Origin of the sequence: Methylobacterium sp. E-016, from assembly GCF_022829745.1 — a bacterium.
GTDB lineage: Bacteria > Pseudomonadota > Alphaproteobacteria > Rhizobiales > Beijerinckiaceae > Methylobacterium.
Genome location: NZ_JAKSYF010000202.1, coordinates 27,456 through 49,603, shown reverse-complemented (window position 1 = coordinate 49,603; position 22,148 = coordinate 27,456). Strand labels below are relative to the sequence as shown.

25 protein-coding genes are annotated in these 22,148 nt (G+C 71.2%); 15 read left to right on the top strand and 10 right to left on the bottom strand.

Features of this window, described 5'->3' with window-relative positions:
* Window positions 1-241 precede the first annotated feature (241 nt).
* The 6 genes from panB to MKK68_RS28530 all read left to right on the top strand — a co-directional run bounded on the left by panB (window position 242) and on the right by MKK68_RS28530 (window position 4,823).
* A complete protein-coding gene (gene panB / locus MKK68_RS28555; RefSeq protein ID WP_244033637.1) occupies window positions 242-1,066 on the top strand; it encodes a 3-methyl-2-oxobutanoate hydroxymethyltransferase in 825 nt (274 codons plus the stop codon).
* A gap of 101 nt (window positions 1,067-1,167) precedes the next feature.
* A complete protein-coding gene (locus MKK68_RS28550) occupies window positions 1,168-1,404 on the top strand; it encodes a hypothetical protein (protein ID WP_147841765.1) in 237 nt (78 codons plus the stop codon).
* Window positions 1,405-1,509: 105 nt separating this feature from the next.
* On the top strand, window positions 1,510-2,883 hold the full coding sequence (locus MKK68_RS28545) for an MBOAT family O-acyltransferase (RefSeq protein ID WP_244033636.1): 1,374 nt from the start codon (window positions 1,510-1,512) through the stop codon (window positions 2,881-2,883).
* Between the two features lie 4 nt (window positions 2,884-2,887).
* Window positions 2,888-3,907, top strand: coding sequence for a hypothetical protein (locus MKK68_RS28540; RefSeq protein WP_244033635.1), 1,020 nt, complete (start codon window positions 2,888-2,890; stop codon window positions 3,905-3,907).
* A 176-nt stretch (window positions 3,908-4,083) separates the two neighbouring features.
* Window positions 4,084-4,503, top strand: a complete 420-nt coding sequence (gene dksA / locus MKK68_RS28535) for an RNA polymerase-binding protein DksA (protein WP_147728054.1) — start codon at window positions 4,084-4,086, stop codon at window positions 4,501-4,503.
* A gap of 140 nt (window positions 4,504-4,643) precedes the next feature.
* Window positions 4,644-4,823 (top strand): hypothetical protein, encoded by a 180-nt coding sequence (locus tag MKK68_RS28530; protein WP_147728053.1) that lies wholly within the window; start codon window positions 4,644-4,646, stop codon window positions 4,821-4,823.
* Between the two features lie 19 nt (window positions 4,824-4,842).
* Here MKK68_RS28530 and flgH read toward each other — a convergent pair whose 3' ends face one another.
* Genes flgH through flgF form a run of 4 tightly spaced genes read right to left on the bottom strand, consistent with a single transcriptional unit; the run spans window position 4,843 to window position 8,295 of the window.
* Entirely contained in the window at window positions 4,843-5,607 is a 765-nt protein-coding gene (gene flgH / locus MKK68_RS28525; protein ID WP_147841768.1) for a flagellar basal body L-ring protein FlgH, read from the bottom strand.
* 33 nt (window positions 5,608-5,640) lie between these two features.
* Window positions 5,641-6,726, bottom strand: a complete 1,086-nt coding sequence (gene flgA / locus MKK68_RS28520; protein ID WP_244033634.1) for a flagellar basal body P-ring formation chaperone FlgA — start codon at window positions 6,724-6,726, stop codon at window positions 5,641-5,643.
* A gap of 22 nt (window positions 6,727-6,748) precedes the next feature.
* On the bottom strand, window positions 6,749-7,540 hold the full coding sequence (gene flgG, locus MKK68_RS28515; RefSeq protein WP_147728051.1) for a flagellar basal-body rod protein FlgG: 792 nt from the start codon (window positions 7,538-7,540) through the stop codon (window positions 6,749-6,751).
* A 14-nt stretch (window positions 7,541-7,554) separates the two neighbouring features.
* Complete coding sequence (gene flgF, locus MKK68_RS28510) at window positions 7,555-8,295, bottom strand: flagellar basal-body rod protein FlgF (protein ID WP_147841770.1); 741 nt, start codon at window positions 8,293-8,295, stop codon at window positions 7,555-7,557.
* 280 nt (window positions 8,296-8,575) lie between these two features.
* On the opposite strand from flgF, the gene fliL reads away from it, so the two are divergent.
* From fliL to MKK68_RS28490, 4 genes are all read left to right on the top strand, one after another.
* Window positions 8,576-9,091 (top strand): flagellar basal body-associated protein FliL, encoded by a 516-nt coding sequence (fliL, locus tag MKK68_RS28505; RefSeq protein ID WP_244033633.1) that lies wholly within the window; start codon window positions 8,576-8,578, stop codon window positions 9,089-9,091.
* Between the two features lie 52 nt (window positions 9,092-9,143).
* Window positions 9,144-10,358, top strand: a complete 1,215-nt coding sequence (fliM, locus tag MKK68_RS28500) for a flagellar motor switch protein FliM (RefSeq protein WP_147728048.1) — start codon at window positions 9,144-9,146, stop codon at window positions 10,356-10,358.
* Between the two features lie 17 nt (window positions 10,359-10,375).
* Complete coding sequence (locus tag MKK68_RS28495; protein WP_147858121.1) at window positions 10,376-10,879, top strand: DUF6468 domain-containing protein; 504 nt, start codon at window positions 10,376-10,378, stop codon at window positions 10,877-10,879.
* A gap of 128 nt (window positions 10,880-11,007) precedes the next feature.
* Window positions 11,008-11,760, top strand: a complete 753-nt coding sequence (locus MKK68_RS28490; protein ID WP_244033639.1) for a MotE family protein — start codon at window positions 11,008-11,010, stop codon at window positions 11,758-11,760.
* 70 nt (window positions 11,761-11,830) lie between these two features.
* On the opposite strand, the gene MKK68_RS28485 is transcribed toward MKK68_RS28490, so the two are convergent.
* Complete coding sequence (locus MKK68_RS28485) at window positions 11,831-12,382, bottom strand: GNAT family N-acetyltransferase (RefSeq protein ID WP_147858120.1); 552 nt, start codon at window positions 12,380-12,382, stop codon at window positions 11,831-11,833.
* A 141-nt stretch (window positions 12,383-12,523) separates the two neighbouring features.
* Entirely contained in the window at window positions 12,524-13,690 is a 1,167-nt protein-coding gene (locus tag MKK68_RS28480) for a type III PLP-dependent enzyme (RefSeq protein WP_244033632.1), read from the bottom strand.
* Window positions 13,691-14,453: 763 nt separating this feature from the next.
* On the opposite strand from MKK68_RS28480, the gene MKK68_RS28475 reads away from it, so the two are divergent.
* Window positions 14,454-14,987 carry a GNAT family N-acetyltransferase gene (locus MKK68_RS28475; protein ID WP_244033631.1) on the top strand — a complete coding sequence of 178 codons (534 nt, stop codon included), beginning with the start codon at window positions 14,454-14,456 and terminating at the stop codon, window positions 14,985-14,987.
* Window positions 14,988-14,997: 10 nt separating this feature from the next.
* On the opposite strand, the gene MKK68_RS28470 is transcribed toward MKK68_RS28475, so the two are convergent.
* Entirely contained in the window at window positions 14,998-15,234 is a 237-nt protein-coding gene (locus tag MKK68_RS28470; protein ID WP_243934707.1) for a hypothetical protein, read from the bottom strand.
* A gap of 188 nt (window positions 15,235-15,422) precedes the next feature.
* Here MKK68_RS28470 and MKK68_RS28465 point away from each other — a divergent pair, with 188 nt between their 5' ends.
* The 3 genes from MKK68_RS28465 to glcF all read left to right on the top strand — a co-directional run bounded on the left by MKK68_RS28465 (window position 15,423) and on the right by glcF (window position 19,624).
* A complete protein-coding gene (locus tag MKK68_RS28465) occupies window positions 15,423-16,865 on the top strand; it encodes a lipopolysaccharide biosynthesis protein (RefSeq protein ID WP_243935445.1) in 1,443 nt (480 codons plus the stop codon).
* A gap of 102 nt (window positions 16,866-16,967) precedes the next feature.
* Window positions 16,968-18,152, top strand: a complete 1,185-nt coding sequence (locus MKK68_RS28460) for an FAD-binding protein (RefSeq protein ID WP_244033630.1) — start codon at window positions 16,968-16,970, stop codon at window positions 18,150-18,152.
* Between the two features lie 131 nt (window positions 18,153-18,283).
* Window positions 18,284-19,624: a glycolate oxidase subunit GlcF gene (gene glcF, locus MKK68_RS28455; RefSeq protein WP_244033629.1), complete on the top strand. Its 1,341-nt coding sequence runs from the start codon at window positions 18,284-18,286 to the stop codon at window positions 19,622-19,624.
* A 6-nt stretch (window positions 19,625-19,630) separates the two neighbouring features.
* Here the strand turns inward: glcF and MKK68_RS28450 are convergent, their stop codons facing one another.
* Window positions 19,631-20,611, bottom strand: coding sequence for an MBL fold metallo-hydrolase (locus tag MKK68_RS28450; RefSeq protein ID WP_244033628.1), 981 nt, complete (start codon window positions 20,609-20,611; stop codon window positions 19,631-19,633).
* Window positions 20,612-20,693: 82 nt separating this feature from the next.
* Here MKK68_RS28450 and MKK68_RS28445 point away from each other — a divergent pair, with 82 nt between their 5' ends.
* The gene (locus MKK68_RS28445) at window positions 20,694-21,467 is read left to right on the top strand and encodes an AraC family transcriptional regulator (RefSeq protein WP_244033627.1); all 774 of its coding nucleotides are present in this window, start codon (window positions 20,694-20,696) and stop codon (window positions 21,465-21,467) included.
* 7 nt (window positions 21,468-21,474) lie between these two features.
* Here the strand turns inward: MKK68_RS28445 and MKK68_RS28440 are convergent, their stop codons facing one another.
* Complete coding sequence (locus MKK68_RS28440; RefSeq protein ID WP_147727339.1) at window positions 21,475-21,690, bottom strand: ribbon-helix-helix domain-containing protein; 216 nt, start codon at window positions 21,688-21,690, stop codon at window positions 21,475-21,477.
* Between the two features lie 248 nt (window positions 21,691-21,938).
* Complete coding sequence (locus MKK68_RS28435) at window positions 21,939-22,130, bottom strand: DUF4169 family protein (RefSeq protein WP_244033626.1); 192 nt, start codon at window positions 22,128-22,130, stop codon at window positions 21,939-21,941.
* Window positions 22,131-22,148: the final 18 nt, after the last annotated feature.

Genomic DNA, 22,148 nt, shown 5'->3' with positions numbered 1-22,148 from the left:
CCGAATGGGCGCGCAAGCCCGTCTCCGCCGGCGAGCGCTAGCGCCTTCTCGAGCGCGCCGCATGCCGGCTCGCGTGGACGCGTCCCGCCCGGCGGAGCCTGACACCCTCCCGCAAAGGAAAAGCGGCGGGCGGGATTCTCGGCGCCGGACGGTGTAGAGGAGGCGCGCGGGCGATCCTGATCGGCCGCGAGCCTCCGGCCCGTCAGCCGCGGGCGAGGTGACGAGAACGGAGTCCAAGACCATGTCGCAGGTCGTGCAGTCGCGGCGCGTGATGGCGGTGGATCTCGCCAAGCGGAAGGCCGAAGGCGCCAAGATCATCGCGCTGACCGCCTACCACGCCCACACCGCCAGCATCCTCGATCCGTATTGCGACTTCATCCTCGTCGGCGACTCGCTCGGCATGGTGATGCACGGCCTCGAATCGACCCTGCCGGTCACGCTGGAGATGATGATCCTCCAGGCCCAGGCGGTGATCCGCGGCACCTCGCGGGCGCTGGTGGTGGTCGACATGCCGTTCGGGTCCTACGAGGCGTCGCGCGAGCAGGCGTTCATGAACGCCGCGCGGGTGCTGAAGGAGACCGGGGCCGGCGCGATCAAGATGGAAGGCGGCGCCCGCTTCGCCGACACCGTCGCGTTCCTGACCCAGCGCGGCATCCCGGTGATGGGCCATATCGGCCTGACGCCGCAATCCGTGAACACCATGGGCGGTTTTCGCGTCCAGGGCCGCGGCCCGGACGGCGAGCGCATCCTGATGGAGGATGCCCGCGCGATCAGCGAGGCCGGCGCCTTCGCGATCGTGCTGGAAGGCATCGTCGAACCGGTGGCCAACGCCATCGCCCGGTCGCCGGCCGTGACCGCGCCGACGATCGGCATCGGCGCCTCTGCGGCCTGCGACGGCCAGATCCTGGTGCTCGAGGACATGCTCGGCCTGAGCGACCGGGAGCCGAAATTCGTGAAGAGCTTCGGCTCGCTGCGTGCCCACATCGAGGAGGCGGTGCGTACCTACGCCGACGAGGTCCGGTCCGGGCGCTTCCCCGCCGAGGATCACACCTACGGGCCGCGTTGAGGGCCGGTTCACCCTGTTCGGGACGAAAACCCTCGATCGCGCATACCGGGCGATCGATCGGGCGTGGTCGTGCGTTACCCTCCCGATCATTCGGAGACGGCATGGACGCGCGCTGCATCACCCTGAACAACGAGGCGGTCCGCATCGGATCGGAGCGGCTGCTCAGCCACCTCCGCAGCGAGGGCCTGAATTACGACCTCTGGGTCACCGGCACTGATTGCGGGAGCACGGTGCACCTGCGAGTCGACGACCTCACCGACAGCCTGGACAGCCGGATCCGAGCGGTGCTGGTCGGAACCGCCACGACGCTGGACCTCGCGACCCGGCCCCACGCGTAAGGCGCGACGCCGTCGATTGACGCATCCCGGTCGATCCCCGACAAGGCGGCCGCCCGACGCTCGGTCCGAGCGGCGCGGCATCCCCCCGCCGCGCCGCCCCGGCCGATGCTGTTCAACTCCTTCGTCTTCCTCCTCGCGTTCCTGCCCGCGGCGCTCGCGCTGCACGCCCTCGTCGAGCGCCATCGGCCGGGCCTGCGGCTGCCGCTGCTCGTCCTGCTATCGTTCGTGTTCTATGGCTGGTGGGACGTGCGATTCGTGCCCCTGCTGCTCGGCTCGATCCTGGCGAACTGGCTCGTCGCCCGCGCCTTCGTCAGGGCGCCAACCCGCTGGCTGATCCCGGGTGCGATCGCGGCGAACCTCGTCATCCTGGCGCTGTTCAAGTACCTCGATTTCTTCGCCGACCTCGCCGGCCTGATCCCGGGGATCGAGGCGCCGCGGCTCGGCTGGGTGCTGCCGCTCGGGATCTCGTTCTTCACCTTTCACCACATCATGTACCTGACCGACCTTCGGGCCGGCCGCGCGCCGGCCTTCGGGCTGACCAAGTACGCGCTCTACATCGCCTTCTTCCCGCAGGTTCTCGCCGGCCCGCTCGTGCGCTGGAGCGAGATCATGCACCAGTTCGACGAGCGCCCCTATGCGCGCCCGGATGCGGCGGAGCGGATCGGCCGCGGGCTGATGCTGGTCACCGTCGGCCTGTCGAAGAAGGTCTTCTTCGGCGATCCGCTGGCGGGCTACGTCAACCCGGTGTTCCAGGCCGCCGCCGCCGGCAAGGCGGTGACGACCGCCGAGGCGTGGCAGGCCACCCTCGGGTTCACCTTCCAGATCTACTTCGACTTCTCGGGCTACACCGACATGGCGCTGGGCATCGCGCTGCTGTTCGGGCTCGTGCTGCCGCAGAACTTCGACGTGCCGTACCGGTCGGCGTCGCTGCGCGACTTCTGGCAGCGCTGGCACATGACGCTGTCGCGGTTCCTGCGCGACTACCTCTACATTCCGTTCGGCGGCAACCGCCGCGGCCTCGCCATCCAGGTCGCGGCCCTGTTCGCGACGATGACGCTCGGCGGCCTCTGGCACGGGGCCGGGCTGACCTTCGTCGCCTGGGGAGCGCTGCACGGGGCCGGCCTCGGGGCGGGCATCCTGTTCCGCCGGGCGAACCTTCGGATGCCGATGGTCCTCGGCTGGGCGCTGACGTTCCTGTTCGTGGTGCTGACCTGGGTGCTGTTCCGCGCCACCAGCTTCGAGGCGGCGCTGATCGTGTTCAAGGGGCTGGCCGGCTTCGGTCCGTCCGGCACCGGCTTCAAGTGGCGGACCATCGCCGTCGCCGCGGCCGTGGCGACGGTCGGGCCGAGCGCCTGGGCCGCGGTCCACCGCATGCCGCCGACCCGGCTCATCGCCGCCGCCTTCGCGCTGCTGTTCGTCGTCGTGCTCCTGAAGATCGGCGACGACGGCAATTACGACTTCATCTATTTCCAGTTCTGAGCCGATGCGGACCCCGTCGCCCGACACGGCCTGGCACGATTTCGCCCGTACCGCCGTGCTGACGGCGATCGGGCTCCTGTACGGCTACCTCGCCCTCGCGATCGCGATCGATCCCTACGACAGCGGGCGCTCCACGCTGTTCTCCGTCGGCGGCGTCCGGCCCCAGGGGCCGCGCACCGCGCTCGCGGTCCGCGGGCGCGACCCGGTCTTCACGGGGGCCGTCATCGGCAATTCGCACATCCAGCTCGTCGAGCCGGCCAGCCTCTCGGCCGCCACCGGCATTCCGTTCGTGCAACTCTCCGTGCCGGCGACGGGCCCGGGCGAGCAGCTGCTGGTTCTCGACTGGTACCTGCGCCATCATCCGAAACCCGCCGCCTTGGTGATGGCGGCCGACGACTTCTGGTGCACCGACGATCCGGCGCTGCCGCCCGGCAAACCGTTCCCCTTCTGGCTCCTGGAACGCGACCCCGTCGCCTACGCCTTCGGCCTGCTGCGCTTCAACGTGGCCCAGGAGGTCGTCGGCCGGATCGGGTGGCTGCTGCGCAGGAAGCGGCCGATGGCCCGCGCCGACGGGTGGTGGGATTACGAGCCGGATTATCTCAAGCTCGGGTTCGGCGGCGGCGACCGGCGCGCTCCGAGCGCGGGGCCGCCCGTGCCGGACATCCCCGATCCGCACAAGGCCGGCCGATTCCCCGCGGCCGCGCGCCTGACCGCGATGCTCGCTCGCGTCCCACCCGCGACCCCCGTCGTGCTGGTGTTTCCGCCGATCCATGCCTCGGCCCTGCCGCGCCCGGGGACCGCCCGCGCGGCGGCCGAGCAGGCCTGCAAGGCCGCCATCGCGGCGGCGGTCGCGACCCATCCGCTCGGCAGCGTGCTCGACGAGCGCCGCGACACGCCCGAAACGCACGAGGATGCGCAGTTCTTCGACCAGAGCCATTACCGGCACCCGATCGCCCGGGCGCTCACCGATGCCGTCGCCGCGGCGATCGTCCGCCTCCGCGGTCCGTCGGCAATCCACGATTGAGCAAACCAATCTCCGTCGCACGCGCGCGACCGTGGCACCTTTGCCGCATCAATTGGCGCAGCGTGTGCAAGCACCGCAGCTTGAACGCGGGTGCGTTGTAGCAGCAATCCACCTCGACTATACGGCAGGCAATTATCGCCGCGGACCGGCCGTACGGGACTATGGAAGGGCGACGAATGGCGAAGGTGACGCTGGAGGACGGCTACGTTCCGTCCGACGACGAGCCCTTCATGAACGAGCGTCAGCGCGAGTATTTTCGGCGCAAGCTGCTCGGCTGGAAGAGCGACATCCTGCGCGAGGCGCAGGACACCCTGGTTGCGCTGCAGAGCGAGAACGAGAACCACCCCGACCTCGCCGACCGCGCCTCGTCGGAGACCGACCGGGCGATCGAGCTGCGGGCCCGCGACCGGCAGCGCAAGCTCACCGGCAAGATCGATGCGGCCTTGGCGCGGATCGAGGACCGCTCCTACGGCTATTGCGAGGAGACCGGCGAGCCGATCTCGCTGCGCCGGCTCGATGCCCGGCCGATCGCGACCCTGTCGTTGGAGGCGCAGGAGCGCCACGAGCGCCGCGAGCGCGTCTACCGCGACGACTGAATTCTCTCGCGGTGCAGCATGCGGTTTTTCAGTAACCGGACGGTCTCGACTGTGCCGTAGCCCTGAAAATCGCAAGCTGAGCCGCGGGAACCGCCGGGCTTGACCGTGCTTTACCCGATCACATCATCGGAGGCACGTCCATGGACAACGATGTTCTGATTCCGGTCCTCGCCATCGGAACGATCGTGGTCGCGACGGTGATCGCGGTCTGGCAGCGGACGCGCGTCGCGAAGATCAAGCACGATCCCACCCGCTCTGCGGTGATCTCGGGGCACGGCGAGGCGCCGCGCCCCAACCGGCCCGGCACCGAGCACACCTGATCGGAGCGTTCGGCCCTGATCAGAACGGCAGCAGGATGTCGACGATCTGCTGGCCGTAACGCGGCTGCTGCACGTCGGTGATCTGACCGCGGCCGCCATAGGCGATGCGCGCCTGGGCGATCTTGGTCGATTCGATGGTGTTGTCCGACTCGATGTCCTCCGGGCGGACCACGCCGGCCACGATCAGCTCGCGCACCTCGAAGTTGATCCGGATCTCCTGCTTGCCCTCGACCACCAGGTTCCCGTTGGGCAGGACCTGCGTCACGATCGCGGCGACGTTGGTCGACACGGTCTCGTTGCGCTGGACCGAGCCGACGCCGTCGTTCGAGGAGCTCGACGTGGCGGCGAGCAGCTTGTCGGGCGAGACGCCGGCGGCGAGCACGGCGGCGTTCTTCTCCAGGCCGCCGGCATTCGGCAAGCCGAAATTCTCGGTGTTGCTGCGCGAGCGCTTGGTCTCGTTCGAGATGTTGGCCTGATCCGTGACGTTAACCTTCACCGTGACGAGGTCGCCGATCCGCGCGGCGCGCTGGTCCTTGAAGAAGGCACGCGAGCCGGTGCGCCAGAGCGAGTTCGGCGCATACGAGACCGGCTGCACGTCGGGCATCGGCAGGCGGACCGGCTTGTAGCCGGCCTGCGCCGTCGGATCCTCGATCGCCGACAGGTTGGGCTGCGCGCCGACCTGGGACAGGCGGTCCATGGTGTTGCAGGCGCCGAGCCCGGCGCAGGCGACCAGCGCCGCGGCGAGGGGCAGGGCGCGGCGCGGGGAGCGCGAAGGATGACGCATCGGATCGTCTCTGCCTGATCTTGATGGGTGCGGTCAGCGAAGCGTGGTCGGCGGCTCGGCGCTCGCCTGCCGCTGCAGCGGGGCCGGGCCGACCGAGACGCGGCCCGGGCCGATCACGATCGCCTGGAGAACCTTCTTCGAGGCGATGTTGACGACGTTGACCGTCGCGCCCAGCCGTCCGGCATCGGTGGCCTGGCCGCGCATCGCCAGGCTGATGCCGGGGGATTCGTAGACGATGGTCACCGCCTCGCCGCGGGCGACGAGTTCCGGCGGGGCGGTATCGCCGGTGCGGAGGATCGCGCCCTGGCTCAGCGTGCGCTGCGCGACCTCGCCGACCAGCGTCGCGCCCGAGGCCAGCGCGTCCGGCGGCGAGCCCTCCCGCGGGCGGCGCTCGATCGTCAGGTCGGCGGCGGTGACCGGCTCGCCGCGGTTGAGGGTGCGGCTGACGATGGCGACGTCGCGCATCTCGATCACCACGCCGGAGACCCGCAGCGAGGCCTGGCGCTCGCCGAGCGTCATCAACCCGCCGACGCGGCGCGAGCGCGGATCGTAGTTGAGATCGAGGGCGACGACCTGGCCGTCGAGATCGACCGGCGCCAGCAGCATCGGCCCGTCCCCGTCGAGGCGCACGCTCACCGATTTCGCGTCGACCCCGTAAGCGGTCTCGAGCGCGCGGCGCAGCGCCGCCTCGATCTCCTGGGCCCCGACTCGGCGCGCGGCGCGCTGCACCGCGACCTGGAGCCGGCCGCCCGTCTCGACGGCGCCGAGGTTGAGGGCGGCGACCGCCTCGAGGATGCGGCGGGCCTGGATCGTGCCGGTGGCGCCGAGCGCGGGCGCCCGGAACAGCGGGCGCTTGGCCGCCGAGCTCGGCGCGCCTTCGACGAGATCCTCGAGGGTGAGCACGTCGCCGCGCGCGGTGACGTCGCCGCGCAGGCGCATCGCCTCGTCGGCGAACGCCGGCAGCGTGTAGGCGCCGAGAACGGCCAGCGCGAGGAAGGCGAAGGCCGCGCGCAACAGCACGGCGACGCCGAGCGGGGCGGTGCGCAGGCCGGCGGAACGCGTGATCGGCCGCAGCTCGGCCTCCTGGCGCGGTTCGTCGTAGGCGGGGGAATGGAACATGACCGTCGGGCTCCGGGCGGCGCTAGCTGCGGAACATCTGCGAGGTGGTGGAGAGCATCTGGTCGGCGGCGGTGACGACCTTCGAGTTCATCTCGTAGGCGCGCTGCGCGGCGATCAGCGACGAGATCTCGGTGACGGCGTTGACGTTCGCCTCTTCCAGGTACGATTGCTGGAGGTTGCCGAAGCCCTCGCCGCCGGGCAGCCCACTGACCGCCGGACCCGAGGCCGCGGTCTCGATGAACAGGTTGTCGCCGATCGATTCGAGGCCGGTCTTGTTGACGAAGCGGGCGAGCTGGAACTGGCCGAGCGATTGCGGTGCGGTCTGCCCGGGCAGCGTCGCCTGCACCGCGCCGGTGGCGCTGATGGTGACGGCGGTGGCGGTGTTCGGCACGGTGATGCCGGGATCGACGAGGTAGCCGTCCCGGGTGACGAGCTGCCCCTGCGCCGACAGGTCGAAGGAGCCGTCGCGGCTGTAGGCGGTGCGTCCGTCCGGCATCGTCACGCGGAAGAAGCCCTCGCCGCGGATCGCGACGTCGTAATCCTTCTCCGTCGAGGTCAGCGTGCCCTGCGACATGATGCGGGCGGTCGACACCGTCTTCACGCCCGAGCCGATGGCGAGGCCGGCCGGGAGCTGCGTGTTCTGGTCCGAGGTCGAGGCGCCGGCGCGGCGCAGGTTCTGGTAGAGCAGATCCTGGAAATGCGGCTGCTGGCGCTTGTAGCCGGTGGTGCGAAGGTTGGCGATGTTGTTCGAGATGACCTGGACGTTGAGTTCCTGGGCCGCCATGCCGGTGGCGGCGGCGTAGAGCGCGCGCATCGTCTAGCTCCCGCTCAGGCGACGTCGGCGAGTCGGCGGATCGCCGTGCCCCGCAGATCGTCGAGCCGCGTGATCACGCTGGAGACCATGGCGTAGGTCCGGTTCACGTCCATCAGCCGGGTCATCTCGAGCACCGGGCGCACGTTGGACTTCTCCAGCGCACCCGATTCGAGGCGCCCCCTGATCCCCGCGGGCTGCGGCTGCGCGCTCGATTCGTAGAGGTTGGCGCCGGCATTGGTCAGGGTCTGCGGGTTGGCGAAGGTCACGAGCCGCACCTTCCCGCGCACGCCGAGATTGGTGGAGACCGTGCCGTCGGGGCCGATCGAGAGCCCGGTCTCCTGCGGGTTGACGGTGATCGGGCCGCCCTCGCCCTGCACCGCGTAGCCGTCGCTGGTGACGAGGGTGCCCTGCGCGTTCACCTCGAAGGCGCCGTTGCGGGTGAAGCGCACGCCCTGCGGCGTCTGCACCGAGAAGAACGCCTCGCCCTGGATCGCCACGTGGGTCGGGTTGCCGTCGGGCTCGATCGCGCCCTGGCCGAGGTCGAGCGCGGTGCCCTGGTCGATGACGTAGGAGAGGCGGCGATCCGAGCCGGCGAAGGTGTCCGCGCTCGCCGTCGGCATCAGGTATTCCTGGAAGCGCGTCGAACGGCCCTTGAAGCCGGTGGTCGAGACGTTGGCCATGTTGTTGGCGATGACGTCGAGCTCGCGCTGAAGCGCCATTTGGCTCGACACGCCGACGAGGAGGGCATTCTGCATCGTGGACTCGATCCGTCGTGCCGCGGTGGCGGCGAGGGGATATCCGCATCCCCTGTGCCAATGTGCGAAAACTGATTTTCGTGTTTTAAGGCAACGGCTTGGCTGCGCTATCGCGGGTCGGCCGGAACGACCGGATCGGTCCGGCGGCAAAGCCGACCCGGCAGATTGTGCCGGCTTAACGGCGCGTTAACCCTGCGGGCCGATACCGGAGCCTCGAAGGGGCGCGCACCCGATAGGCGTGGGCCCGGATGCTCACCCGACGGATCGCGGACCACCGCTCATGGCCAAGAAGCCCAAGAAAGCGGATGCCGCCGAGGGTGCCGGCGGCGAGGCCGCAGCCCCGAAGAGCAAGAAGAAGCTCATCATCATCGTCGCGGCCGCCGTGCTCCTCCTCGGCGGGGGAGGGGGCGCGTTCGTGATGAAGAAGCGCGCCGCCGCCGAGGCCGAGGCCGAGCACGCCGCCGAGGTCGCCGAGGTGAAGAAGCCGTCCATCTTCCTCGACGTCCGCGAGATGGTGATGAACCTCAGCCCCGAGGCCGGCGTCGAAAAGGCCAAGTTCGCCAAGGTCCGCATCGCCCTCGAGCTCAAGGACGCGAAGGTCGAGAGCGAGGTGAAGCCGCTGATGCCGCGGGTCGAGGACGCGCTGCAGATCTACATGCGCGACCTGCGCGGCAGCGACCTCTCCGGATCGCTCGGCCTGTATCGCCTCCGCGAGGAGCTGCTGAAGCGGGTCAACGTCGCGGTCTATCCCGCCCGCGTCGAGGCGGTGCTCTTCAAGGACGTGATCGTCCAGTAGCGACCGGCCGCAAACCCGAGCCCGACCGCGCCCCTCTGCAACCGAGCCCCTCATGGAACCCGACGACCCGAACGTGGAGGACGACTGGTCGGCAGCCCTGATCGAGCAGGGCGCCGAGGGCGGGGACGCGTCGCTCGCCGACGAGTGGGGCGCCGCGCTCGCGGAGCAGGGCACCACCCGCAACGCCAGCGACGTCGCCGCCGAGTGGGCGACGATGATCGAGGACGGGGAGAGCGACAACCTTCCCGAGCTCGCCGGCAACGACCGCATCCTCAGCCAGGACGAGATCGACGACGTCGTCGGCTTCTCGCTGCGCGAGCTGTCGGCCTCGGGCGCCGGCGGCGTCCGCGCCATCGTCGATTCGGGCGTCGTCCAGTACGAACGCCTGCCGATGCTGGAGATCGTCTTCGACCGGATGATCCGGTTGCTGTCGACCTCGCTGCGCAACTTCTTCCAGGACAACGTCGAGGTCACCCTCGACAACATCACCTCGGTCCGCTTCGGCGACTACCTCAACGCCATCCCGCTGCCGACCCTGCTCGGGGTGTTCAAGGCCGACGCCTGGGAGAATTCCGGGCTGGTCACGGTCGAGTCGAACCTCGCCTACTCGACGCTCGACCTGCTGCTCGGGGGCAAGCGCGGCGGCTCGTCGAGCCGCCTCGACGGGCGTCCCTTCACCACCATCGAGATGCAGCTGGTCCGGCGCCTGGTCGAGATCATCCTCGGCGACCTCGAGCTGTCGTTCCAGCCGCTGTCGCCGGTGCGGTTCGCGATCGACCGGATCGAGACCAACCCGCGCTTCGCCACCATCACCCGGCCGGCCAACGCGGCGATCCTGATCTCGCTCCGCCTCGACATGGACGGGCGCGGCGGCCTGCTGCAGATCCTGTTCCCCTACGCCACCATCGAGCCGATCCGTGAACTGCTCATGCAGAGCTTCATGGGCGAGAAGCTCGGCCGCGACCACGTCTGGGAAGGGCACCTCGCCACCGAGATCTGGCAGGCGGACATGACGATGGAGGCGGTGCTCCACGAGATGACGCTGCCGCTGAAGCGCGTCATGGCGCTGAAGGTCGGCGACACGCTGATGTTCGACGCCAAGCCGAGCGACCTCATCACGGTCCGCTGCGGCGAGTGGGCGCTGACGCAGGGGCGGATCGGGCGCGTCGACGACAGCATCGCCGTGCAGGTGACGCGGCCGCTGCGGCGCTCGCGCACCACGCTCCAGGCCTACGAGGCCTCGATGAACAACCGAAGCGACACCTGAGCGATGGATTTTCGGTCATGAGCCTCCTCGTCACGCTCGCCGCAGACGGCCTCGTCGCCGTCTTGCTCGTCGCCACCATCGTGTCGTCGATCAAGCTGTCGCGCCGCATCGCGCAGCTGAAGGGCGACGAGGCCGCCCTGCGCCAGACCATCGGCGACCTGATGGTCGCCACCTCGACCGCCGAGCGCGCCATCGCCGGCCTGCGCAGCACGCTGGACGAGTGCGACCGCACGCTGGCGGAACGCCTCGGCACCGCCGAGCGCTACGCCGCCGACATCGCCGCGCAGGTCGAGGCCGGCGAGGGCGTGATCGCGCGCATCGGGGCGATCGTCACGCAGATGCGCGGCGCCGCGCCTCGGCCCGTCGCGCCCGAGCCGGCCGTGCAGCGCCCGACGATGCGCGTCGCGAGCGAGACGCCGGCCTCCGACGGCCCGAACGGCGAGCGCCTCGGCGCCGCCGCCGCCGCCGCCCTCGCGATGACCGAGCGCGCCCTCCACAGGGTGCGGAGCCGCGCCGCATGAGTGCTGGGCCTCCCGCCCGGACCGACCCCGCCCGAACCGCGCTCGCGGCCGCCGAAGGCGCGCGCGCGGCCAAGGTCGTCCGGGGCGCCAACAATGCGAAGGCCCTGACCGCCCTGGCGCGCGCGCGCATGCGCGCGATCCGTCCGTTGCGCCTGCGGATGATCGATGCGGTCACGCTCGCCGCCGCCGGGCTGTTGGTGCTGAAGCTCATCGCGATGTCGGTCGAGACGCCGCAGGTCGACACCGAATTGCCGGCCCTCGCCCAGGTGCTCGCCAAGGCCCGCGCCGGCTACGAGCTGGCCGACCCCGCCACCACCGGATCGGTGACGCCCAAGGACGAGACGAAGGCGGATGCCAAGAAGCCCGAGCCGCCGCCCCAGGCTCAGCCGCCGATGCCCGAGCCGGTCTCGCCGAGCGAGCGCGCACTGCTGGAGAAGCTCGGCGCCCGGCGCGACGCGCTCAAGCAGAAGAGCGACGAGCTGGAGCTGCGCGAGAAGATGCTCGGCGAGGCCGAGCGCAAGCTCGAGACCGGGCTCGGCGACCTCAAGCAGGCCGAGGACAAGGTCGACACATCCGGCAAGGCCAAGGCCGAGGCCGAGAAGGCCGGCCTGAAGAACCTCGTGACGATGTACGAGACGATGAAGCCGAAGGAGGCCGCCCGGGTCTTCGACCGTCTCGGCCAGGACGTCCTGGTATCGCTGGTGCTGGCGATGAATCCGCGCAAGATGGCGGAGGTGCTGGCCGTGATGCAGCCGGATGCCGCCGAGAAGCTGACCGTGGCCCTGGCCAATCGCGCCCGCGGCGTCGCCGGCCCGCAGGCCGCGGCCGGCGGAAGCCTCGGCCCGAACGAGCTGCCGGCGATCGAGCCGGGCAGCCGCTGAGCCGCCCGGCTACGCTTCCGTTGCGCCACCCGGGTACGCGGCCGTGCCGCCCCGGCCGGCTCGGTCGCGCTCAGGCGGCGCGTCGTCGTCCGTCCGCCGCGCCCGCCGTGCCGAGATCCGCCGGGGCATCGAGGACGCCCGACGCCCGCACCAATCCTTCGGCGCCGGTGAGCGCGCCCGCCCGCAATTCGAGGCCGAGGAAGCGTTCGCGCGCGAACGGGCCGGGCAGCGTGAGGCCGGCCGCCAGCGCCCCCGAGAAGCCGAAGCGGTCGTAGTAGGGCGCATCGCCCACAAGCAGCACGGCGCCGTGCCCGAGGGATTCGGCCCGGCCGAGGGCGGCATGCATCATGACCCGGCCGAGGCCCTGGCGCTGCAGCGCCGGGTCGACGGCGAGCGGCCCGAGAAGCAGGGCCGGCCGGGCGCCGGCCTCGACGGTCCAGAGCCGCAGCGTCCCGATCAGGCGCCCGTGGCGGGTCGCCGAGAAGGCGAGGCCGCGGGCGGGCAGGCGGCCTTCCCGCAGGCGCTCCGAAGTCTTCGCGCGGCGGTTCGCGCCGAAGCAGGCGTCGAGCAGGCGCTCGCGCGCCGCGACGTCGAGATGATGCTCCGCCCGGATCTGGATCATGACCGTAACCGCCCCGTCATGGCGTGACGCTCGAGGATCCGCGCATCCCCGCCGGCGACCGGATGAGAGCCGGCCGATCGGGATGCGCGGTCTGGGTTCAGATGCCGTAACGACCCGCGGCCGCCGAAGGTGCGGATCGGGTCAGATCACGATCTGTTGCAGCGGCGGGAAACCGTTGAAGGCGACCGCGGCGTAGGTCGTGGTGTAGGCGCCGGTGCCCTCGATCAGCACCTTGTCGCCGATGGAGAGGGAGACCGGCAGCGGGTAGTGATCGCGCTCGTAGAGCACGTCCATCGAGTCGCAGGTCGGGCCGGCCAGCACGCACGGCGCCATCCGGTCGCCGTCATGCGCAGTGCGGACGGGATAGCGGATCGACTCGTCCATGGTCTCGGCCAGCCCCCCGAACTTGCCGATGTCGAGGTAGACCCAGCGCACCTCGTCCTCCGCGGCCGACTTCTTCGAGATCAGCACGACCTCGGCCTCGATCAGGCCGGCGTTGCCGACCATGCCGCGGCCCGGCTCGATGATCGTCTCGGGCAGCTGGTTGCCGAAGTGCTTGGTGAGCGCGCGGAAGATCGCGTCGCCGTAGGATTCCACGCCCGGCACCTGCTTGAGGTACTTCGTGGGGAAGCCGCCGCCGAGGTTGACCATCGACAGGCCGATGCCGCGGAGCGCGCACTCGCGGAAGATGGTCGAGGCGGAGGCGAGCGCTCCGTCCCAGGCCTCGGTGTTGCCCTGCTGCGAGCCGACGTGGAACGAGACGCCGTAGGCCGAGAGGCCCTGGCGATGGGCGTGATCGAGCACGTCGACCGCCATCTCCGGCTCGCAGCCGAACTTGCGCGACAGCGGCCAGTCGGCGCCGGCTCCGTCGCACAGGATGCGGCAGAACACCTTCACCGCCCCGGCCTCGATCCCGGCGGCGGCGGCGGCGCGGACGATCTTCTCGACCTCGGCCTCGCAATCGACCGCGAACAGGCGGATGCCGAGACGGAGCGCGCGGCCGATGCAGCGCTCCTTCTTGATGGTGTTGCCGAAGGAGATCCGCTCGGCGGTGGCGCCGGACGCGAGCGCCATCTCGATCTCGGCGACCGACGCGGTGTCGAAGCACGAGCCCATGTCGGCCAAGAGGCGCAGCACCTCGGGGGCCGGGTTGGCCTTCACCGCATAGAACACGCGGGTGTCGGGCAGCGCGCGGGCGAACGCGGTGTAGTTGTCCCGGACCACGTCGAGGTCGAGCACCATCACGGGGCCCTCGTCGCGGCCGAGGTCGCGGCGGACGCGCAGGAAGTCGCGGATGCGATCGGTCATGTCGGTTCCAACCCACGGGTTCGCTAGGCCGCCCACGGGGGAGCGCGCCGTCGAAGATGTGACGGTCCAGGCGGACCGCCGGCGTCTGGGGCCGATGCGTCGCGCAGACCCGCGCGCTGTGGAGACGCGACGATCCGTGCGGGCGCGAAAAGCACCCGGAGGCTGCCGTGGATTGGACGGGGTTTTCCCATCCGCACGCCGGGCAAGGAGAAACAAGCCTCTTCGGTGCCGGCCTTTGGAGGGCCGACGAGACCAAAAAAGCCCGTTCGTCGTTGCTTTAAGCTGCGTCCCCCGTGGAGAGCGGGGTTCGCCGGTTTCGCCTCCGGCTGCCGGTTGTTGTCGGGGTCCGGTGTCGCCACCTGGATGCCGGCCGGAGGGGATCCACCCTGTCGACCATCGATCCTTTAAGACCCCTGGCGGCTGTCCGGCAGTTGGCCGGATGCCCACCAACCGACACGCGGCCACAGGCACGTGCGAAATTGGGCAGGGCGGATATACGGACGCCGCCGCGCCATCACAAGGAGAAATCGCCGCCACGCGGTGGGATTCCCTGTGCAGAGCGGGCAGCTGTTGCCAAAACGCAGCGCTCGGCCGTGGCCGGGCTTCCCAAGCGCGCGAAGAGGGGGCATCTGACGCCGGTCGACGGTGGCGACGCCCTGCCGGTCCGCGGCATCCGGGCGTCGTGCTGCGCGTGCGGCGGGCGGTGAGCGGCGGTCATCATGGTCGGGGTGAGACGGCGGACGATTCGGCCCCGGGGGACCGCGTGAGCCCGCAAGCCGACGGCGAGCTGAAGATCCGCCCCGCGCTCCTCGACGATCTCGATGCCCTGGTCGCCCTGGAGAACGCGACCTTCTCGACCGACCGCGCGGAGCGGCGTGCGATCCGGCACGCGATCCGCTCGCCCTCGATGAGTGTGCTGGTCGCCTTGCTGGAGGAGGAGGACGGGACCAACGTCCTCATCGGCGCGGCGACGCTGGAGCGCCGCCGCAACAGCCACAACGCGCGGCTCTCGTCGATCGCGGTGTCGTCGTCCCGTTCGGGTCTCGGCCTCGGCGGGCGGCTGATGCAGGCGGTGGAGGACGAGGCCCGCCGCCACGGCTGCACCCGCCTGCGCCTCGAGGTCCGCGCCGACAACGGCGCCGGCCTGCGCTTGTACGAGCGGCGCGGCTACACCCGCTTCGACGTGCGCGAGGATTATTACGAGGATGGGATGGAAGCGTGGCGCTACGAGCGCCTGCTCGTCGACGACGCGCCGGGCACGGCGCAGGTGCCGCCCCGGCAGCGCCGGAGCGGCTGAGGCCGAAAGATCAGTCGCAGCGCTCCTTGCGCACCGTCTTGCGGTCGCCCTCGTCGTTGGTCGACGTGACCGTCTTCGTGGAGCAGCCGTCGCTGCTCTCGCGGGTCTCGACCGTCTTGCTCTCGGTCGCCGGGCGGTCGACCACGACGGTGTCCGGCGCGCCGCGCTCGATCACGGTGGTCTGGGCGGTGGCGGCCTGGATGCCCGCGAGGGCGAGGATCGCGGCGGCGGGAACGAGGATGCGCATCTGACGGGGACTCCGAGGAAGGTTTGGACCGGACGCGGAAACGGCCTTCGGCGCCAAACCGTTCCGGCGCGCCCTCGTCGTGCCGGATTCAGGGAATCTTACCGGCGCGGCGCTAGATCGAGGCCGCAGGCCGCGCTCGCCCGTGCCGGTTCGTCCCCGAAGGCTCGCTCGTCCCCGAAGGCTCGTCCATGGCCGTGATCGCCGCTTTCGTCCTGAATGCCGGGCTGAACTTCGTCCTCGGCCTGCTCATCGCCAAGCTGCTCGGGCCGGCCGATTTCGGACGGTTTGCACTGGCCACCGCGGGCACCCTGGTGATCACCACCGTGCTGTTCGAATGGCTGCGCCTGTCGGCGACGCGGTTCTATTCCGTGCGCGTGCGCCTCGACGAGCCGTGGATCCGCCACGGCCTCGACCGGGCCTACGCCATCCTCGCGGCGCTGCTGTTGTCCGCCGCGGCCATCGCCGGCGGCCTCGGTCTCGGCGACGGTCCCGACGGCCACGCCGCGATCCTGTCCGGCGCGATGCTGGCGGCGCTCGGCATCGGCGTGTTCGACTACCATGCCGCGCTCGCCCGCGCCCGCTTCGACGGCAAGCTCTACTTCGGCCTCGTCGCGGTGAAGAACGTGCTGGCCTTCGCGATGATGGCGGCGGCCGCCTGGTATCTGCGCCAGCCGGCCTGGGTGCTGGCCGCCGCCGGGCTGAGCCAGCTCCTCGCGGTGCTGATCCTGCGCCACCCGCTGCGCGACCCGGTGACGACGGTGGAGCATCATCGCCGGCGCGAGACCTGGACGCTGTTCCTGCGCTACGGACTGCCGCTGATCGCGGCCAACGCCGTCTACCAGCTCCTGCCGTTCCTCAACCGCGGCACCATCGCGGCGCAGGCGGGATTCGCCGAGGCCGGCTACTTCGCCCTCGCCGCCGACGTGACCGCACGCAGCCTGACCATGCTCGGCACGGCGCTCGACCTGCTGCTGTTCCAGCTCGCGGTCCGCGTCGAGGAGCTGCACGGACGTGCGGCGGCCGAACGTCAGGTCGCCGCCAACGCCGCCACGGTCTTCGCGCTGCTGCTGCCCTGCGCCGTCGGGTTCTGGGCGGTGCTGCCGGCGCTCGAGGCGCTCGTGGTGCCGGAGGCCTATCGCGGGCCGTTCGCCCTCTACGCGCTGCTGCTGATCCCGGGCCTGTTCTGCCTCGCGATGATGTTCTTCGCGATCAACCCGGTGTTCCAGATCCGTCGCCGCACCCTGCCGGTGATCGCGGCCGCGGCGGCCGGGCTCGCCGTCAACGGGCTCGGCCTGCTCGTCCTGCCGCCGCTGCTCGGCGGCGCCGGCGTGGCGCTGGCCCAGACGCTGGCGCTCGGCGCGGCCTTCGCCTGGCTGGCCGTGCGGGCCCTGACCGGACGCGACCGGCTCGTGCTGCCCTGGAGCGAGATCCTGTCTGCGAGCGCGGCCTGTGGCGCCATGGCCCTGGCGCTCACGCCGTTGCGCCATCTCGATCCGCCGCTCGCGCTCGGCCTCGCCGTGCCGCTCGGCGCCGGCCTCTACGCGGCCGTGGTGTGGATCTTCGACATCGCCGGCCTGCGCAGCCAGGTGGCCGGGCGCGTCCGTTCCGCCCATCCCCTGGCCGCAGAGTAGAGCGGTTCCACTTTGCAAGGCGGCCGCGATCCCGCATGATCGCGGCCACAAGGATGCCGCGCAGAAGGCATCCGCCGAAAACACGCGACCGGGCAGGAAACGATGCCATTCTACGAGCCCCGCGACGAGGGCGAGGCGGCCGAGATCGTCGGTGCGGCCGCCGGCCGGTCCGAGCGCCTGCGCCTCGTGGGCGGTGACACCATGGCCGGGATCGGCCGGCCGGCGCAGCACGAGGCGACCCTGTCGGCGCGGGCGCTCTCCGGGATCACCCTGTACGAGCCGGCCGAGATGGTGATCGCGGCGCGCGCCGGCACGCCGCTCTCCGAGGTCCAGGCGCTGCTCGCCGCGCGCGGCCAGATGCTGCCGTTCGAGCCGATGGACGCCCGGGCGCTGATGGGCAGCGCCGGCGCGCCGAGCTTCGGCGCGGTCGCGGCGGCCAACAATTCCGGGCCGCGCCGCATCAACGCCGGGGCCGCCCGCGACAGCCTGATCGGCGTGCGCTTCGTCAACGGCCGCGGGCAGGCGATCAAGTCCGGCGGCCGGGTGATGAAGAACGTCACCGGCCTCGACCTCGTGAAGCTGATGGCCGGCTCCTGGGGCACCCTTGGGCTGCTGACCGAGGTCACCTTCAAGGTGCTGCCGGTGCAGGAACGCGTCGCGACGCTGGTCTTCTCGGGGCTCGACGACGCCCGCGCCGTCGCCGCGCTCGCCGCCGCGCTGGGCTCGCCGTTCGAGCTCACCGGCGCGGCGCACCTCCCCGCGGGGATCGACGGCGAGGACCCCCGCACGCTGATGCGCCTCGAAGGCTTCTCCGATTCCCTCGACTACCGCATCGGCGAGCTGCGCAAGCTCCTGAAGCGCTTCGGCGCCGCCGAAATCCTGGATGGCGAGCCCGGCGCCGCCCTGTGGACGGCGATCCGCGACGCGACGCCGTTCGCCGGCTCGGCGGACGCCGTGTGGCGCCTCTCGACCGCTCCGACCCGCGGGCCGGCGCTCGCCGCCGCGATCGGCCGCGCGATGCCGGCCCGCTGGTTCTACGACTGGGGCGGCGGCCTGGTCTGGCTCGCCGTGCCGAGTGCGGGCGATGCCGGGGCCGCGGCGATCCGCGGGGCGCTCGTCGAGCACCGCGGCCACGCCACGCTGATCCGCGCGCCCGACGCGGTGCGCGCCGCGGTGCCGGTGTTCCAGCCGCTGTCCGAGCCGCTGATGCGGGTGACGCAGGGGATCAAGGCGGCACATGACCCCGCGGGAGTGTTCAACCCCGGGCGGATGTACGCGGGGGTTTAGCGCTTCCGCGCGGGGGCCCGACCTCGCGCGGGCCGTCCGCCGCATCGTGCCCGGCGCGAAACGGTGGCACAGACGATCGAACGACGGGGCCGACGCGATCGGCCTGAGACAGGACGCATCCAGAACGCGCCATGCAAACCAATTTCTCCCTCGCTCAGCTCGCCGACCCGGCGATGGCGACCTCCGAGAAGATCCTGCGCACCTGCGTGCATTGCGGGTTCTGCACGGCGACCTGCCCGACCTACCTGCTGCTCGGCGACGAGCTGGATTCCCCGCGCGGGCGGATCTACCTGATCAAGGACATGCTCGAGGGCGGCAAGGCGGCGAGCGCCGAGGTGGTCAAGCACGTCGACCGCTGCCTGTCGTGCCTGTCCTGCATGACGACCTGCCCGTCGGGCGTGCACTACATGCACCTCGTCGACCACGCCCGCAGCCATATCGAGGAGACGTTCTCCCGGCGGCTCGACGACCGCGCGCTCCGGGCTATCCTGGCCTTCGTGCTGCCCCATCCCGGCCGGTTCCGGCTGGCCCTGTGGGCGGCCAAGCTCGGCGCGCCGTTCAAGCCGCTGGTCGCGCGCCTGCCGCGGGTCGGCAACCGCCTCGCCGCGATGCTCGACCTCGCGCCCGCCGCGCTGCCGGGCCGCGAGCCGACGAACCGGCCCGCGACTTTCCCGGCCGTCGGCGCCCGGGCCGAGAGGAAGCGCGTGGCGCTGCTGCGCGGCTGCGCCCAGAGCGTGCTCCGCCCCGATTTCAACGCGGCGGCGATCCGCCTGCTGACCCGGCACGGCGTCGAGGTGGTGCATGCGGACGGGGAGGGCTGCTGCGGCGCGCTCACCCACCACATGGGCAGGACGGGCGATTCGCACGCCCAGGCCAAGCGCACCATCGACGCCTGGATCGCGGAGGCCGACGGCGCCGGGCTCGACGCGATCCTCGTCACGGCGTCCGGCTGCGGCACGACGATCAAGGATTACGGATTCATCTTCCGCGACGACCCGGCCTATGCCGACAAGGCGGCGCGGGTCTCGGCGCTGGCCAAGGATGTGACCGAGTTCGTCGCCACGCTCGGCATCGCGCCGGTGATCGAGAGCGACCTCGTCGTCGCCTACCATTCCGCCTGCTCGATGCAGCACGGCCAGGGTATCCGCACCGAGCCGAAGGCCTTGCTGAAGCAGGCGGGCTTCACCGTGAAGGACGTGCCCGAGGGGCACATCTGCTGCGGCTCGGCCGGCACCTACAACATCCTGCAGCCGGAGCTGGCGGGCAAGCTGCGGGCGCGCAAGGTCGCCAACATCGAGCGCATGCGCCCCGACGTGATCGCCACCGGCAACATCGGCTGCGCCACCCAGATCGGGAAGGGCACCGCGATCCCGATCGTCCACACGGTGGAGCTGCTGGATTGGGCGACCGGCGGGCCACGGCCGGCCGCGATCGGGCGATCGGCCGAGCCGGCGCTGCAGGCGGCGGAGTGACGAACCTCAGCGTTCGAGCTGATAGGTGACCGGGATCCAGCGATAGCCGGTGCCGCTGCGCCCGACGTAGCCGAGCGAGGGGAACGAGGTGTGGTAGCCGGCGACGACGAGGTCGTCGGTGGCTGCCATGTCGTAGATCCGCCGGCGCGTCGCGGCGCCCGCGGCCTTGTCCATGTCGAAAAGGGCGTGCCAGCTGGGCTCGGCGAGCGAGGCGACCTCGTGGTGGGCGCAATCGCCCCAGATCAGCATCCGCCGCCCTTCGCTCTCGACGTGAAAGGCGAGGTGGCCGGGCGTATGCCCGTAGGCCGCGAGCGCATGGATGCCCGGCACGACTTCGTCGCCATCCTTCACGAAGCGCGTCCTTGCGGCGAGCGGCATGAGTTGGGTGCGGAACACCAGCGCCGAGGCGTGCTCGTTGCCCGATGGCGCCGCCGCGAGCCGTTCGGGCTTCGCCCAGAACTCGTACTCGGTCGCGCCGACGACGAGGCGCGCGTTCGGGAATGCCGGATGCCCGTCGCGCATCAGCCCGCCGATGTGGTCGGTGTGGCAATGGGTGAGCACGACGACGTCGACCGCCTCCGGCGCGGTGCCGGCCGCCCGCAACCGCTCGACCAGCCGCCCCCCGGCGGGCGGCGGAACGAAGCCGACCGCGCCGTTGCCGGTGTCGAACAGGATGGTCTCGCGCCCGGTCTCGATGAGGACCGGCGTGAAGCCCGGCTGGAAGCGATCGGGCGGCAGGCGGTTGGCGCGCATCAGCGCCTCCACCTCGGTCTTCGGTCGGTCCTCGCCGACGATCGGCCACGGGCCGTCGATCAGCCCGGTGGCATCGAGCAGCATCGTCACCCGGAAGCCGCCGAGCGCGAAGCGGTACTGCGCGGGCGTCGCCGGGCCGAGCGGTGCGGCCCACGACGTCCGCACGAGGAGCGCGGGGGCGGCGAGCGCGGCGAGGCCGGTGGCCGCGAGATGCCTGCGTGTCTGTCCGATCATCGAAAGCGTTTCCCTTCGCCCGCGTGAGGCCGCAGACTGCGCGGCGCGGGCGAAGGCCTATCGGCTGCGGGGGATCGGGCGCTTGTACGAACGTGCTGCCGACCAGAAGCCGTTGCTCCCGATCTGGCACGTGGCCGGCGCGACGACCGTCTTCGCTGGCCCGCTGCGCTACAATGCCGGGCACCAGCACGGCGCCCCCGTCTTCCTTGCCGGCCTCTACGGCGACTTCCGCCTGCGTGTCGGTGCGGAGGGGTGGACCGTCTGCCGTACGGCACTGATCCCGGCCGGGTGCGTCCACGAGCTCGATCTCGGCGGCGATCCGCTCGGCGTGCTCTACCTCGAGCCGGACCGCTTCGGGACCGAGGCGCTGACGCCGCTCCTGGACGGCACCCGCACGGCGGCTGGTGCCCTCGTCGGCGCCGGCGGCGAGACGCGGCTGCTGCGCGACCTGTTCGAGCATCGCACCGGCGCCTCTGCCGCCGGGCCGGCCGTCGCCGACCTGCTCGCCTTCGCCGGGCGGCGGGTGGAGCCGCGGATCGACGGCCGAATCGCGCGATCGATCGGGCGCCTGCTTGCCGAGCCCGATGCGATGCCGTCGGCCGCCGCCCTCGCGGCCGTGTTCGGGCTGTCCGCCTCGCGGTTCCAGCACCTGTTCACCGACGCCGTGGGGGTGCCGTTCCGGCGCTACCGGGCTTGGCTGCGGATGCGCCGGGCGATCGGCGCTGTGATCGACGGCAGCAACTTCACCGGCGCGGCGCACGCGGCCGGGTTCGCCGACCAGGCCCATTTCGCGCACGACTTCCGGCGGACCTTCGGCGCGCCCGCCTCGCTGAGCCTTCGCGACATCCGGCGCTGACGACCGGTCAGGGCGCCCGCTCGCGAAACGCCGCCAGCACGAAGACCCGGATCGCCGAGGACAGGTTCTGGCCGTCGCGGCCGGCATCGATCGCCCCGATCAGCGCCTGCACCGATTGGCCGCGTGCTGCGGCGATCTCGCCCAGAGCGGTCCAGAACGGATCCTCCAGCGACACGCTGGTGCGGTGGCCGGCGATCATCACCGAGCGCTTGGTGATGCTCATCGCGGGCTCTTCCCTCCCTTCCCAACCTTCCCCGTCATCCCGGGGCGCCGAAGGCGAGCCCGGGATCCAGAACCGCAGGTCGTGCCTCGGATGGCGCCGTCGGCGGCTCTGGATCCCGGGCTCTGCTGCGCAGCCGCGGGATGACGGAGTGAAGCGGTATCAGAAGCAATCCACTTGGATCGGACGAGATCGGTGAACGCCGTGGCTCCCTCCAAGGAAACGGACGACGCGCGGCGGCGCACCCTCGCTCACGTCTCCGAATCCCGCCCGACCAGCTTGTGGCCCTCGTGGCGGGCGACCTCGATCGCCGTCTTGCGCTCCTGCAGGGTCCGGGCCTTCTTCGGGCGGCCGAAGGCGATGCGGTTGTCGGCCGCCTTCTCGTCCTTCTCGACCCGCAGGCGTGCCTTGCGGGCTTGGCGCAGGTTGATGATCTCGGCCATCGCGTCGATCTCCCGGGT

Bases quoted from the DNA above. Each gene is read 5' to 3' on its own strand.
- panB (WP_244033637.1), top strand. From the start codon at position 242: ATGTCGCAGGTCGTGCAGTCGCGGCGCGTGATGGCGGTGGATCTCGCC.
- MKK68_RS28550 (WP_147841765.1), top strand. From the start codon at position 1,168: ATGGACGCGCGCTGCATCACCCTGAACAACGAGGCGGTCCGCATCGGA.
- MKK68_RS28545 (WP_244033636.1), top strand. From the start codon at position 1,510: ATGCTGTTCAACTCCTTCGTCTTCCTCCTCGCGTTCCTGCCCGCGGCG.
- MKK68_RS28540 (WP_244033635.1), top strand. From the start codon at position 2,888: ATGCGGACCCCGTCGCCCGACACGGCCTGGCACGATTTCGCCCGTACC.
- dksA (WP_147728054.1), top strand. From the start codon at position 4,084: ATGGCGAAGGTGACGCTGGAGGACGGCTACGTTCCGTCCGACGACGAG.
- MKK68_RS28530 (WP_147728053.1), top strand. From the start codon at position 4,644: ATGGACAACGATGTTCTGATTCCGGTCCTCGCCATCGGAACGATCGTG.
- flgH (WP_147841768.1), bottom strand. From the start codon at position 5,607: ATGCGTCATCCTTCGCGCTCCCCGCGCCGCGCCCTGCCCCTCGCCGCG.
- flgA (WP_244033634.1), bottom strand. From the start codon at position 6,726: ATGTTCCATTCCCCCGCCTACGACGAACCGCGCCAGGAGGCCGAGCTG.
- flgG (WP_147728051.1), bottom strand. From the start codon at position 7,540: ATGCGCGCGCTCTACGCCGCCGCCACCGGCATGGCGGCCCAGGAACTC.
- flgF (WP_147841770.1), bottom strand. From the start codon at position 8,295: ATGCAGAATGCCCTCCTCGTCGGCGTGTCGAGCCAAATGGCGCTTCAG.
- fliL (WP_244033633.1), top strand. From the start codon at position 8,576: ATGGCCAAGAAGCCCAAGAAAGCGGATGCCGCCGAGGGTGCCGGCGGC.
- fliM (WP_147728048.1), top strand. From the start codon at position 9,144: ATGGAACCCGACGACCCGAACGTGGAGGACGACTGGTCGGCAGCCCTG.
- MKK68_RS28495 (WP_147858121.1), top strand. From the start codon at position 10,376: ATGAGCCTCCTCGTCACGCTCGCCGCAGACGGCCTCGTCGCCGTCTTG.
- MKK68_RS28490 (WP_244033639.1), top strand. From the start codon at position 11,008: ATGCGCGCGATCCGTCCGTTGCGCCTGCGGATGATCGATGCGGTCACG.
- MKK68_RS28485 (WP_147858120.1), bottom strand. From the start codon at position 12,382: ATGATCCAGATCCGGGCGGAGCATCATCTCGACGTCGCGGCGCGCGAG.
- MKK68_RS28480 (WP_244033632.1), bottom strand. From the start codon at position 13,690: ATGACCGATCGCATCCGCGACTTCCTGCGCGTCCGCCGCGACCTCGGC.
- MKK68_RS28470 (WP_243934707.1), bottom strand. From the start codon at position 15,234: ATGCGCATCCTCGTTCCCGCCGCCGCGATCCTCGCCCTCGCGGGCATC.
- MKK68_RS28465 (WP_243935445.1), top strand. From the start codon at position 15,423: ATGGCCGTGATCGCCGCTTTCGTCCTGAATGCCGGGCTGAACTTCGTC.
- MKK68_RS28460 (WP_244033630.1), top strand. From the start codon at position 16,968: ATGCCATTCTACGAGCCCCGCGACGAGGGCGAGGCGGCCGAGATCGTC.
- glcF (WP_244033629.1), top strand. From the start codon at position 18,284: ATGCAAACCAATTTCTCCCTCGCTCAGCTCGCCGACCCGGCGATGGCG.
- MKK68_RS28450 (WP_244033628.1), bottom strand. From the start codon at position 20,611: ATGATCGGACAGACACGCAGGCATCTCGCGGCCACCGGCCTCGCCGCG.
- MKK68_RS28440 (WP_147727339.1), bottom strand. From the start codon at position 21,690: ATGAGCATCACCAAGCGCTCGGTGATGATCGCCGGCCACCGCACCAGC.
- MKK68_RS28435 (WP_244033626.1), bottom strand. From the start codon at position 22,130: ATGGCCGAGATCATCAACCTGCGCCAAGCCCGCAAGGCACGCCTGCGG.